Origin of the sequence: Alteraurantiacibacter lauratis, assembly GCF_037154155.1 — a bacterium.
Lineage (GTDB): Bacteria > Pseudomonadota > Alphaproteobacteria > Sphingomonadales > Sphingomonadaceae > Alteraurantiacibacter > Alteraurantiacibacter lauratis.
Window position 1 is genome coordinate 363,677 of record NZ_JBANRN010000001.1, and the last position, 12,204, is coordinate 375,880.

Here is a 12,204-nt window from a genome sequence, read left to right on the forward strand (position 1 = left end):
CGCCCCGCTACACACGCCGGCAAACCAGAGGCACAAGGGGAGAGTTTGGGCCATGAGCATTCTGAAAGGCCGCGTGGCCGTGGTCACCGGCGCCAGTTCGGGCATCGGCAAGGCCTGCGCGCTGGGCTTTGTCGAAAAGGGCGCCAAGGTCGTGCTTGCTGCGCGCCGGGTGGATCGGCTCGCCGATCTGGTCGCGCAGATTGAGGGTATGGGCGGCGAAGCGCTGGCGGTTGCCACCGATGTGACCGACGAGGCGGCGGTGGAGAATCTGTTCGCGGCAGCTGTCGAACGGTTCGGCACGGTCGATGTCCTCATCAACAATGCCGGGATCGCCGAAAACACCCCGGTCGATCAGGCCAGCCTCGATCACTGGAACAATGTGATCGCCACCAACCTCACCAGCGCGTTCCTGTGCTGCAAGCACGCTTGGCCGATCTTCAAGCGCGGCGGGCACGGGCGCATCGTCAATGTCGGCTCGATCTCGGCCAAGGTGCCGCGGAATGAATGCCCCAGCTATACCGCGAGCAAGTTCGGCTTGTCGGGCCTGACGCACGCGCTGGCTCTCGACGGACGCGATCACAACATCGCCGTCTCAATCTTCCATCCGGGCATCGTTGCCACCGAAATCATGCCCGGATCGGTGAAGCTGCCCGAAAACTTCGCCGCCACTCCGGAAGAAGCGGCGGGCATCATCATCCATATGTGCGACATGCCCGATCACCTCAATTTCTACGAAGCGCTGATGGTGCAGAACAAGCTGCCGTTCCTCGGTCGCGGCTGACGCTGGCAGGCGATGACCGCGACGCTGGACTGCTGGAACATCGCTGACCTGCGCGAAAGGGCGCGCCGCCGCCTCCCGCGCGGGATCTGGGAATATCTTGAACGCGGGGTGGAGGATGAACACGGCATGGCGCGCAACCGCGCCGCGCTCGATGCGCTGACCTTCGTGCCGCGCGTGATGCGCCGGGTCGAGGCGATCGACACCAGCGCCAGCATTTTCGGCAAGCCGGTTCCCCTCCCCCTCGCTATCGCACCCACCGGCGCGGCGGGGCTGATCTGGCACAAGGGCGATGTGCATCTGGCGCGCGCGGCGGCAGCGGCAGCTGTGCCCTTCACCATTTCCAGCGCGGGCACGATGGATATCGAGGAGATTGTGCCCGCGGGCGGCACGCAGTGGTTCCAGCTTTACCTGTGGCGCGACAAGGATCTGTCCTACGACGTGGTGCGCCGCGCGCATCTGCTGGGGTGTGAGGCGCTGTTCGTGACGCTCGACCTGCCGGTGATCCCCAACCGCGAATATCTGCACCGCAACGGATACGGGATGCCGATCAAGGCGAACCGCCGCAATGTGCCCGACATGTTGCTGCATCCGCGCTGGCTGGCGGGCGTGCTGGGGCGTTATCTGCTGGAGGATGGCCGCCTGCCCACGCAGGCGAACCTGCCCGCGCATCTCAAGCATTCGGTGGCGCGCGGGGCCAAGCCGGGCGCGCATTTCAAGCAGGACGATCTGGACGAGGATGCGCTGCGGCACCTGCGCGATCTGTGGCCGGGCAAGCTTGTGCTGAAAGGCATCCTGCATCCCGATGATGCCCGCCGCGCGCTGGCACTGGGAGCAGACGGCATCGTTGTTTCCAACCATGGCGGCCGCGCGCTTGATGGCTCCATCGCCGCAATTGACGCGCTGCCCGCCATCGTAGAGGCGGTTACCGGCAAACTCACCGTCTTTCTCGACAGCGGGGTGCGCCGGGGCAGCGACATCGTGAAAGCGCGCGCGCTGGGCGCGGATGCGGTGATGGTGGGGCGCGCGGCGCTTTACGGGCTTGCCGCCGCGGGCGAAGCGGGCGTGGCGCGCGCGCTCGAACTGCTGGCAGAGGAGACGCGGCGCACCATGGCGATGCTGGGCGCGCGCAACTGGGATGAGGTCAGCCGCGCAACGCTCGGTCTCTAGAGCCCCGCATATCCCCGATACCATTCGACAAAACGCGGCACGCCCACATCAACCGACGTGGTGGGCCGATAGCCCAGATCGCGGCTGATCGCGTCGATATCGGCAAAAGTGCGCGGCACATCGCCCGGCTGCATTGGCAGCATCTCCATCACAGCCTTGCGCCCGCACGCGTCCTCCAGCACCGCGATCACATCTGTCAGCTTCTCGCAGCGATGGTTGCCGATGTTGTAGAGGCTGTGCGGGCCCACGCTGCCGCCGGGCTTCTCCGCCCCGTCATCCGCCGGGGGATGATCGAGGGCCGCCACCACGCCCGACACGATATCGTCGATATAGGTGAAATCGCGCCAGACCTCGCCGTGGTTGAAAACGGGTATGCTCTGACCGGTCAGAATGCGGTGAGTGAAGTTCCACACCATCATGTCGGGCCGCCCCCAGGGGCCGTAGACGGTGAAAAAGCGCAGGCCCGTCAGCGGCAGGCGGTAGAGATGCGCGTAGGTTTCGCTCATCAATTCGTCCGCCTTTTTGGTGGCGGCATAGAGCGACATGGGGTGATCGACGCGGTCTTCCACCGAAAACGGCACCTTCTTCGCCCCGCCATAGACCGAACTGGAACTGGCATAGACCATGTGCGCGCTCTGCCGTTCGCGCGCCACTTCCAGAATGTTCAGATGCCCCGCAATGTTGGCGGCGACATAGGCGCGGGGATGATCGATTGAATAACGCACGCCCGGCTGCGCGCCCAGATGCACGATGCGATCAAACGCCTCGCCGGCCAGCGCGAAATCGAGCGCAACGTGATCCGAAAAATCCACCTGTTTGAACCGGAACCGTCCTCCGCCGTTTTCGCGCACGCGGGCAAGGCGGTTCTGCTTTAGCGCCACGGGATAGTAATCGTTGAGGCTATCGATCCCGATCACCTCGTCCCCGCGGGCCAGCAGCGCATCGGCGACGGCAGAACCGATGAAACCTGCAACTCCGGTAACCAGATAACGCATGGGAACTCCTGCCAAATGCGGCCTGCGCTTAGCGCATAAATGCTAACGCATCAAAAAGCGGACGCGCGCTTGATCGCACGGGCGTGCCGGTTCAAGACGGGCGGCCATGCTGCGCGCCCTCACTACGCTGTTCCTTGCAAGCCTGCTGACATGGGCACAGGCGGCTGTGGCGCAGACGCGTTCCAGCCTGTGGGAACAGGATCTGCGCCTTGCCTCTCTGGCCGAACGCCTGATGGGTGCGAACGCGCATCTGTGCCGCCAGACCATGCCGCTGACCGGCATGATCATCCACAGCGCGGATCAGTATGGGCAGGAAGCGGGTGGCTGGTTCGTCAACGGCGCGGCCAGTGTGGCGCAGATCATACCGGGGTCAGCCGCCGAACAGGCGGGGCTGCGGCCGGGCGATGGTCTGATTGCCATCGACAATATGCCGGTCGATCGCCTGCCACGCCGCCCCGGCTTTCCCTTGCGCGACGAGGTGTTCGAGCAGCTGGCACACCTGTCAGGCCCGATCACGCTGGATGTGCGGCGCGAGGGGGCGTTGCACCGCGTCCGCATGAATACGCCGCACGGATGCCGCGTTCTGGTGGAAGTGCTGGCGGATAGCGGGAACACCGCCCGCTCCGACGGGCGTGTGATCCAGATCAGCCACGCGCTGGCAGCAAGGCTGGACGAGCCGGGGCTGGCGGTGCTGTTTTCGCACGAGCTCGCCCATGCGGTGCTGGACCATCAACGCCGCCTGCGCGAGGCGGGCGTTGCCGAGGGGTTCGCGGCCGAATTCGGGCGCAGCCGCCGCCTCACCCGGCAGGCCGAGGTCGAGGCCGATCTGCTTTCCGCGCACCTTCTCGCCAATGCCGGGTTCGATCCGGCGATTGCCCCTGCATTCTGGCAAGAAACGGCTGCGCAGGTTCTGGGCACAGGCCTGCTGCGCAGCCGGATCTATCCCCCCAATGGTGAGCGGGCGCGCCTGATCGCGCGGGAAATTGCTTCGTCATTGGCGGGGCAGTCGCTCCCCTCGGCCGCGGCCCATCTGCTGATGCGGCGCGATCAGCCGATGAGCGATTAGCGCCGCCCTTTCATCGTCCGGGCGCTTCGCTGATATCAATATACTGCCGGTCAAAATAGGTCAGCGGCGTGGCATCCTGCCGGTGCTTTGCCGCCGTCAATTCGCCGATAAAGATGCTGTGCGTGCCGAAATCATGCGCGTGCACAAGTTGGCAAAGCAGGCTCGATTGCGCACTGGCGAGCACCGGCACGCCATCGGCCAGCTCCCAATCCCCGACGGTGAAGCGATCTGCCGCCGATGGCGTCATGAAGTGCTCCGCCACATCGCGGTTTCCAAGGCCCAGCACATTCACGCAGAAACGTCCCTCGGCCAGCAAGGGCGCGTGGAGCGAGGCGCTGCGGTTGATGCAGACCAGCAGCGAGGGCGGATCGAAGCTGAGCGAGCTGACCGCGGTGGCGAGTATGCCGTAGGAACGCCCCTCGTGCCGCGTGGTTACGGCATAGACCGTGGCCGCGACATGGCGCATGGCCTTGCGGAAATCGTCCAGCAAAGCCGCGTGTTCTGGGACTGAATCGGTCACTGCGCCTCCCTGTGAACTCCATGCGCAAGCCCCGCCCGCGGCGCAAGCAGGAAAGACGCAAAGGTGTAAATGTGATCGATACGGCTTGCGATCACATTTTAATGTGATACTTCAGTCCGCATGGATGAAAAGACAATTTTTCGTGTCCGCGAAGTTATCGAAAGCGGGAAAATGACCCGTGCGGGGCTGGCGCGGGCGGCGGGGCTGCATGTCAATTCATTGCGCGATTGCACCCTGCCCAGCTGGAACCCCACTGCCGACACGCTTGCCAAACTTGAGCGCTTCCTTGCCGAGAACGACGACACCCCCGTGCTGGTCGGGATCGAGGAGATCATTGACGAAGCGCGCAACGGGCGCATGTTCATCCTCGTTGATGACGAGGACCGCGAGAACGAGGGCGACCTTGTCATCCCCGCCCAGATGGCCACGCCCGATGCGATCAATTTCATGGCGACGCATGGCCGCGGCCTGATCTGCCTTGCCCTTACCCGGCAACGAGTCGACACGCTGGGGCTCGACCTGATGAGCCGCAAAAACCGCACCCGCCACGAAACCGCCTTTACCGTGGCGATCGAGGCGCGCGAGGGTGTCACCACCGGCATCAGCGCTGCCGACCGGGCGCGGACCATCTCGGTCGCGATCGATGCCAGCAAGGGTGCAGACGACATTGTCACCCCCGGCCATGTCTTCCCGCTGGTGGCGCGCGAAGGCGGGGTGCTGGTGCGCGCCGGCCATACCGAGGCGGCGGTGGACATTTCGCGCCTTGCCGGCCTCAACCCCAGCGGTGTGATCTGCGAGATCATGAACGAAGATGGCACCATGGCCCGCCTCGACGACCTGATCCGCTTCGGCCGCCGCCACGGCCTCAAGATCGGCACGATCCGCGACCTCATCGCCTACCGCCGCCAACACGATCACCTGCTCGAACAGCGCGCCGAAACCCGGTTCCGCAGCCATTGGGGCGGTGAATGGCGCGCGATCAGCTTCTGGAACAAGGCCACCCGCAGCGAGACGATGGCGCTCGTCAAGGGCCATATCGACCCATCCCGCCCGACGCTGGTGCGGATGCACGCGCTGTCGCTGTTCGACGATATTTTCGCGCAGGATACCGAGCGGCACGGCCTGCTCGAAGGTGCGATGCGCATGATCGGCGAGGAGGGCGCGGGCGTGGTCGTGCTGATCAACCGCCCCACCGGCGATTACGTGTCGCGCGCGATCAACACCCAGAAGGGCGGCCTGCCCCCGGTGGAAAGCACACAGGACGAACCGACCGAACAGCGCGACTACGGCGTCGGCGCGCAGATCCTGGCAGAACTTGGCGTGCGTGACATGGTGCTGCTCACCAACACCCGCCATTCGCTGGTCGGTCTCGAAGGCTATGGCCTTTCGATTGTCGGCGAACAGCCCATTGCCAAGTAAGGAATACCGAAAATGGCTAAGTTTCTGATAGTTGAAGCGCGCTTCTACGCCCATTTGAACGATATGCTGATTGAAGGCGCGCGCGGCGCTCTGGAAGCCGCGGGGCACAGCGTCGATGTGCTGACCGTACCCGGCGCGCTGGAAGTGCCCGGCGCGATTGCGGCGGCCGCCAATTATTACGATGGCTTCGTGGCGCTGGGCGTGGTGATCCGGGGCGAGACCTATCACTTTGAAATCGTGGCAGGCGAAAGCGCGCGCGGCATCATGGCCTTGACGATGGATGGCATTGCCGTGGGCAACGGCATACTGACGACCGAGAACGAGGCGCAGGCGATCTATCGCGCCGATCCAAAGCAGGGCAATAAGGGCGCAGGCGCAGCCGAAGCGGCGATGGCGCTGCTGGCTATCGGAGAGAAATTCGCATGACTTCTCACCCTTCCTTCGGCGGTATCCCGCTGGTTCTTGGCGGCAATGTCTTTGGTTTCACGGCCGATCTGGACGCCAGTTTCGCGGTGCTCGACCGGTTTTTCGAAGCGGGCGGGCGGATGGTGGATACCGCGCAAGGCTATTCGGTCTGGGTGCCGGGCCATGTCGGCGGCGAGAGCGAGGCGGTGATCGGCAAGTGGCTGGAATCGCGCGGTGTTCGCGGCGACATGAAGATCGCCACCAAAACCGGAATGTTCGGAAAACCCGGCGATCTCGCGCCCGCCAAAGTGGCGGAGGAACTCGAAAAATCGCTCGAACGGCTGCGCACCGATTATGTCGATCTCTATTACGCGCACCGCGATGAGGAGCAGACCCCGCAGCCCGATGTCGCCGCCGGTTTCGATGCGCTGGTAAAGGCGGGCAAGGTGCGCGAACTGGGCGCGTCGAATTACGATGCCACGCGCCTCGCCTCGCTCAACGCGGCAGCGGATGCAGGCGGGCACACGCGTTTCACTGTGTTGCAAAACGAATACAATCTGGTCTGCCGGGAGGCGTTTCCGGCCGATTTGCAGGCACTATGCACCGCGCAGGATATCCTGCATTTTCCGTGGTTTGGCCTTGCCGCCGGGTTCCTGACGGGCAAGTATCGCAGCCGCGATGATCTGCAAAGGCACAACCGCGGCTCCTCCATCGAACGCTTCTTCGACCGGGGGCTGAAAGTGCTTCCCGTGCTCGACGAAGTCGTGGCTGAAACCGGTGCCAGCCATGGCGCAGTGGCGCTTGCCTGGCTGCTCGCCCAGCCCGGCATTGCTGCGCCGATTGCCAGCGCCAGCAAACCACAACAGCTCGATATCCAGTTTGAAGCGCTGAGGCTTGACCTAACCGACGACCAATTGGCGCGGCTTACGGCAGCGGGCGATCCGGCGAACTGAAAGCGACCTAAAGGAACCTAGCGCGACAGTAAGACGCCGACGGGGCCGGAACTGCACGCGAGGCGGTGCGAAAACAGCGCTGGGCACCCCTCACCTTCGCGCCTTCCACCAACCAACATTTTCCAACACATATCACATTTCAATGTGATCAATGTGAATCGCCAGCGCGCAATGCTGTAGGAAATATGCGCAAACCCTGCCCGCCGGGAACCTGAACCCGCGCCATCCTTTATGCCTGCATGAACGGGCCACTCGAATGGATCGCCGCCATCGGCACGATGCTGGCCGCCGGGCTGATTGCAGCAGATCGCGGGCGCCGCTTTACCGGCTGGGGCTTTGTACTGTTCTGCGCGGTGTCGGTGACATGGATCGTTTCAGGCCTCACTTCGGACGCGATGCCGATTGCTGCGATGAACACGGTGCTTCTCGCCATCAATGCGTGGGGCGTGTGGCAATATCTGCTCAGCCCCAAAAACCGCCGCGTGATGGAGAAAATGGAGGCCGTGCAGCCTGAAATCGAGGCGGAAGTCGAGCAGGAACTGGCGCGGGAGGCTTAGCCCCCCGCGCCTGACGATTACTTCAACCGCCCGAAGCAGGCGCGCCCGGCATAGACCGCGCTGTCGCCCAGTTCCTCCTCGATGCGGATGAGCTGGTTGTATTTGGCGAGCCGATCCGATCGGGCAAGGCTGCCGGTCTTGATCTGCCCGCAATTGGTCGCGACCGCGAGGTCAGCAATGGTTGCATCCTCGGTCTCGCCCGAACGGTGGCTCATCACGCTGGTGTAACCGGCGCGGTGGGCAATCTCGACCGCCTGCAGCGTTTCGGACAGCGTGCCGATCTGGTTGACCTTCACCAGCAGCGAATTGGCCAGCCCCTTGTCGATCCCCATGGCAAGGCGGCGCGGATTGGTGACGAACAGGTCGTCGCCCACCAATTGCACGGTGCTGCCCAGCTTTTCCGTCAGCAGCTGCCAGCCTTCGAAATCGTCCTCGGCCATGCCGTCCTCGATCGAACGGATCGGATAGGCCTTGCACAGATCGGCGAGGTAATCGGCCATTTCGGACGGGCTGAGCGATGTCCCCTCGCCCGCCATGTCATAGCGCCCATCGCTGAAGAATTCGGTGCTGGCGCAATCGAGCGCGAGGGCAATGTCCTCGCCCGGCTTGAAGCCGGCCTGCTCGATGCTCGCCATGATGAAATCGAGCGCGTCGCGCGTGCTCGCCAGATTGGGGGCAAAGCCGCCTTCATCCCCCACAGAGGTGGAGAGGCCCTTTTGCGAGAGTCCCTTCTTCAGCGTGTGGAACACTTCCGCGCCCCAGCGCACGCCTTCGGCCAGGCTGTCCGCGCCCAGCGGCATGATCATGAATTCCTGGATGTCGATGGGGTTGTCGGCATGTTCGCCGCCATTGATGATGTTCATCATCGGCACCGGCAGGACATGGGCAGACACGCCACCGATATAGGAATAGAGCGGCAGGCCGCGCGCATTGGCCGCGGCCTTCGCCACCGCCAGCGACGTGCCCAGAATGGCGTTGGCACCCAGATTTCTCTTGTTCGCGCTGCCATCGAGCTCAATCATGATCGCGTCGATATCGCGCTGATCTTCGGCATCGAGGCCCAGCAGCGCGTCGCTTATCGGGCCGTTCACCGATTCCACCGCCTTGAGCACGCCCTTGCCCAGGTAACGGGTCTTGTCCCCATCGCGCAGTTCCACCGCCTCATGCGCGCCGGTGCTGGCGCCCGAAGGCACCGCTGCGCGGCCAAAACTGCCATCCTCCAGCAGCACATCGACTTCCACCGTGGGATTGCCCCGGCTGTCGAGAATCTCGCGGCCGTGAATATCGATGATGGCGGTCATGATGCGTTCCTTGTGTTTGTGCGCAATCTGCGGGCGGGTGTGGCGCGCGCAGTTGCAATATGGCAAAACGGCCCCGATATCGAGGTTATGCGGTTGCCCTATTCCGGGGAACGGACGGGCGCAAGCCGCGTTGGCATTTCACCCGACCGGCGTATGGCCGGTCTGCCGATTTATCAAAGGGGAAGCATTGATGGCCCAGGAAACTCCCAAACCCGCCGCAGCCAAGCCGCGTAGCGCCAAGCCGCGCGCCGCAAAGGCAAAAGCCGCGTCTGCCGCACCGGCGGGCGTGGAAGAAGCGCGGTCGCGTTTCACCGCTGCGGTGGAGGAAGCCAAGGCTGGTGCCGCTGCACTGAAGGATGAGGCAAAGGCCCGCGCCGCCACGCTTACAGAGACAGCCAAGACCCGCGCCGCCGCTTATGCCGGCGATGCCCGCCTCAAGGGCGAAGATTGGGCCGGCGAAGCGCGCACCAAGGCTGCCGAACTTGCCATGGAAGGCAAGGCCAAGGCCGGTGAAGCGCTGGTTGGCCTGAGCCGCGTGGTGGAAGAAAACGCCCCCGTCATCGACGAGAAGCTGGGGCAGAAATACGGCGATTATGCGCGCAGCGCCTCGCGCTCGCTCCAGACCACGGCCGAAAAGCTCAACGCCAAGAGCGTGGAGGAACTGGGCGACGATGCACGCGAATATGTTCGCCAGAACCCTGGCAAGTCGCTGGGGATCGCGGTAGTTGCAGGCTACCTGCTGTCGCGCCTGTTTCGACGGTAAGCGGCCTTGACCGATCCGGTAGAGGGGCCGCCGGTTCAATCGGCAGATGCAGGCATGGGCGGCGGAGGGGCGGATACCCCTCCTACGCCGTCTGCTGGCACATTGATTGACGATATCGAGGCGTTGATTGCCGATGCCCGTAATTGGGCCGATGCCGAATTGGTCTATCAGAAATCGCGCATCGCCTTCGTGATCGCCAGCCTGAAGCGCTCGCTTGCCATGAGCGTGGCGGCGGCAGTGCTCGGCCTGTTCGCGCTCGTCGGCTTGACCGTGGGCCTCGTGATTGCGCTGACGCCTCATGTCACCGCCTGGGGCGCAACCGCGATGGTGGCGGGCGGACTGGGCCTTGGCGCGTTTCTGTGCGTGAAAGCCGCTTCCCGTGCCTGGGGCGAACTTATGGGGGCGGTGCGCGAAGACGAGGAGCAGGTTTAGCCCATGTCTCCGTTGAAACTGCGCCTGATAGAAGACCGCGCCATGCGCGACGCCGCGCGTGCGATGGTGGAGGCCGATCTCGCCCGCCTCAAGGATGGCGTCGCGGTGCATGGCCTTGCTTCGCGCACCGCGCACGCGGGCAGCGATTACCTGCGCATCATGGGCCAAGGGGCGCTGGATCTTGTGCGCGAGGACAAGGCCAGGGCCGGCGGATATGCCGCATTGGGCGCCGCCGCGCTTGCCGCTTGGCTGTTCCGCGATACGCTGGCCGAGGCTGTGCGCGGTTTATGGGACGGGTTGACGGAACACACGTGCAATGACGCCGTTTCAGAGGATGATACGCCCCCGGATGATGCCGGCGGCCAGGTGGAGCAGCAGCCATGAGCGAAGATAAACGCCAGCAGATCAAGGAACGCATTACCGCCGCGCAGGCCCGGCACGCAGAAGCGGAGGGGGAGAACCTCGTCGCCATGCTGGCCGAAAAGGCCACCGAGGCCAAGGACCAGTTTACCAGCTTTGCCCGCCGCCATCCTGTGGCAACCGTCGCGGGCGGTCTGGCCCTGGGCGTGCTGGTATCCGCGCTGTTCCGCAATTCCCCCACCCGCCGTGCGGGCGCCTATGCCGGCACCAAGGCTGCCGGGCTTGCTGCATTGGCGAGCGAGGCCGCCATCGCCTTCGCCGCACAAGCTCTGCAAGGGGCAAAGGATGCGGGCCGCGCCGGGGCCGATCTGGCTGAGGATGTGGGTGACAAGGCACATGATGCCGCACGCAAGGTGCGCCGCGAAACGGCGTATCGCGTCTCTGCCGCCAACGATGCCGCACGCAGCACGGCACGTGAAATCGGCAAGACCGTCGCCCGTTCCATCCGGCGCCATTGATCGGCGGCAAAAAAGGAGTTGGAGCAGCAATGTTTCGCACTTGCGGCAAAGGCATATTTGCCTAAGTAGCGGGTGAAACCGGTTTCACTCTCGCGAAAGGCTGCACTGATGTCGCAACAGCTCCTCCACCTCGTCATGGGCGGCAAGGTTGTCGATACCCAGGGGATCGAGTTCCAGGATCTGAAGGACATTCACGTCGTCGGCTTCTACGCCTCCTATGCCGAGGCGGAGGATGCGTGGCGCAGCTGGGCGCAGCGCACGGTCGACGATGCCGAAATGAAATATGTCATCGTCCACCTGCACCGCTTGCTGGAACCGAAGCTGGCAAACGATTGAGCGGCCGGATCGCGGCCACAAACAAGAACCCCCGCCATCACAGCGGGGGTTTATTGTTTTTTCCGGCATGACGCCCACGGATCAGATGAATTCGACCTTCTCGATCAGGTAGAACTTCTCGCCCGAAGGCACCGTCACTTCCACCTCGTCGCCCACGCTCTTGCCTATCAATGCGCGGCCCAAGGGGCTGTCATAGGAAATACGCCCCCTCTTTGCGTCGCTCTCCGCCTGGCCGACAATCTGGTAACGCTGCGGCTTGTCGTCCTCGTCCAGCACGGTCACGGTGGCGCCGAACACCACCCGGTCGCCCGAAAGCGTGGTGGGGTCGATGATCTGCGCGCGGCTGACCCGGTCTTCCAGTTCGGCAATCTGCGCTTCCACCTGGCCCTGCCGCTCCTTTGCCGCATGATATTCGGCATTTTCGGACAGGTCGCCATGCGCGCGCGCTTCCTCGATCGCGTCCACGATCTTGGGGCGTTCCTGGCGAAGGGCATTGAGGGCGGTGGTCAGCATTTCATAGCCTTCCGCCAGCATCGGCACACGTTCCATTCTGGTCCCTGTCTCCAGCTTCGTCCCGTCAAAAGAAGCCCCGCCGCCCCAAACGGGCGGGCTGCCGGGCTTCTTTTGTAGA

The 12,204-nt window shown here is 64.0% G+C and carries 16 protein-coding genes; 12 read left to right on the top strand and 4 right to left on the bottom strand.

All coding sequences use genetic code 11. The features are described 5' to 3' along the window. Positions 1-52 precede the first annotated feature (52 nt). Together WFP39_RS01695 and WFP39_RS01700 are read left to right on the top strand one after the other, a co-directional pair. A complete protein-coding gene (locus WFP39_RS01695) occupies positions 53-781 on the top strand; it encodes an SDR family oxidoreductase (protein ID WP_336917395.1) in 729 nt (242 codons plus the stop codon). Between the two features lie 12 nt (positions 782-793). After that, positions 794-1,948 (top strand): alpha-hydroxy acid oxidase, encoded by a 1,155-nt coding sequence (locus WFP39_RS01700; protein ID WP_336917396.1) that lies wholly within the window; start codon positions 794-796, stop codon positions 1,946-1,948. Here WFP39_RS01700 and WFP39_RS01705 read toward each other — a convergent pair. Then, on the bottom strand, positions 1,945-2,943 hold the full coding sequence (locus tag WFP39_RS01705; RefSeq protein WP_336917397.1) for an NAD-dependent epimerase/dehydratase family protein: 999 nt from the start codon (positions 2,941-2,943) through the stop codon (positions 1,945-1,947). The genes WFP39_RS01700 and WFP39_RS01705 overlap by 4 nt on opposite strands. Before the next feature lie 106 nt (positions 2,944-3,049). Here WFP39_RS01705 and WFP39_RS01710 point away from each other — a divergent pair, with 106 nt between their 5' ends. After that, positions 3,050-4,009, top strand: coding sequence for a PDZ domain-containing protein (locus tag WFP39_RS01710; protein WP_336917399.1), 960 nt, complete (start codon positions 3,050-3,052; stop codon positions 4,007-4,009). A 10-nt stretch (positions 4,010-4,019) separates the two neighbouring features. Here the strand turns inward: WFP39_RS01710 and WFP39_RS01715 are convergent, their stop codons facing one another. After that, entirely contained in the window at positions 4,020-4,529 is a 510-nt protein-coding gene (locus WFP39_RS01715) for a flavin reductase family protein (RefSeq protein ID WP_336917400.1), read from the bottom strand. A gap of 120 nt (positions 4,530-4,649) precedes the next feature. Between WFP39_RS01715 and ribB the strand changes: the two genes are divergently transcribed. The 4 genes from ribB to WFP39_RS01735 all read left to right on the top strand — a co-directional run bounded on the left by ribB (position 4,650) and on the right by WFP39_RS01735 (position 7,863). Further along, a complete protein-coding gene (gene ribB, locus WFP39_RS01720; RefSeq protein WP_336917401.1) occupies positions 4,650-5,948 on the top strand; it encodes a 3,4-dihydroxy-2-butanone-4-phosphate synthase in 1,299 nt (432 codons plus the stop codon). A gap of 12 nt (positions 5,949-5,960) precedes the next feature. Next, on the top strand, positions 5,961-6,374 hold the full coding sequence (gene ribH / locus WFP39_RS01725; RefSeq protein ID WP_336917402.1) for a 6,7-dimethyl-8-ribityllumazine synthase: 414 nt from the start codon (positions 5,961-5,963) through the stop codon (positions 6,372-6,374). Next, positions 6,371-7,306, top strand: a complete 936-nt coding sequence (locus WFP39_RS01730; protein WP_336917403.1) for an aldo/keto reductase — start codon at positions 6,371-6,373, stop codon at positions 7,304-7,306. The genes ribH and WFP39_RS01730 overlap by 4 nt, the downstream gene beginning before the upstream one ends. 239 nt (positions 7,307-7,545) lie before the next feature. Continuing rightward, positions 7,546-7,863 (top strand): hypothetical protein, encoded by a 318-nt coding sequence (locus WFP39_RS01735; protein ID WP_336917404.1) that lies wholly within the window; start codon positions 7,546-7,548, stop codon positions 7,861-7,863. Between the two features lie 17 nt (positions 7,864-7,880). On the opposite strand, the gene eno is transcribed toward WFP39_RS01735, so the two are convergent. Then, positions 7,881-9,164 (bottom strand): phosphopyruvate hydratase, encoded by a 1,284-nt coding sequence (gene eno, locus WFP39_RS01740; RefSeq protein ID WP_336917405.1) that lies wholly within the window; start codon positions 9,162-9,164, stop codon positions 7,881-7,883. Positions 9,165-9,354: 190 nt separating this feature from the next. Here eno and WFP39_RS01745 point away from each other — a divergent pair, with 190 nt between their 5' ends. The 5 genes from WFP39_RS01745 (at position 9,355) to WFP39_RS01765 (ending at position 11,573) form a co-directional block, all read left to right on the top strand. Further along, positions 9,355-9,927, top strand: coding sequence for a hypothetical protein (locus WFP39_RS01745; protein ID WP_336917406.1), 573 nt, complete (start codon positions 9,355-9,357; stop codon positions 9,925-9,927). 6 nt (positions 9,928-9,933) lie between these two features. Then, entirely contained in the window at positions 9,934-10,359 is a 426-nt protein-coding gene (locus WFP39_RS01750) for a phage holin family protein (protein WP_336917407.1), read from the top strand. Between the two features lie 3 nt (positions 10,360-10,362). Next, positions 10,363-10,743, top strand: a complete 381-nt coding sequence (locus WFP39_RS01755; protein WP_336917408.1) for a hypothetical protein — start codon at positions 10,363-10,365, stop codon at positions 10,741-10,743. Further along, positions 10,740-11,237 (top strand): hypothetical protein, encoded by a 498-nt coding sequence (locus WFP39_RS01760; protein WP_336917409.1) that lies wholly within the window; start codon positions 10,740-10,742, stop codon positions 11,235-11,237. The genes WFP39_RS01755 and WFP39_RS01760 overlap by 4 nt, the downstream gene beginning before the upstream one ends. A gap of 108 nt (positions 11,238-11,345) precedes the next feature. After that, positions 11,346-11,573, top strand: a complete 228-nt coding sequence (locus tag WFP39_RS01765; protein ID WP_336917410.1) for a DUF4170 domain-containing protein — start codon at positions 11,346-11,348, stop codon at positions 11,571-11,573. Positions 11,574-11,654: 81 nt separating this feature from the next. Here WFP39_RS01765 and greA read toward each other — a convergent pair whose 3' ends face one another. Further along, on the bottom strand, positions 11,655-12,122 hold the full coding sequence (greA, locus tag WFP39_RS01770) for a transcription elongation factor GreA (RefSeq protein WP_336917411.1): 468 nt from the start codon (positions 12,120-12,122) through the stop codon (positions 11,655-11,657). Between the last annotated feature and the right edge of the window lie 82 nt (positions 12,123-12,204).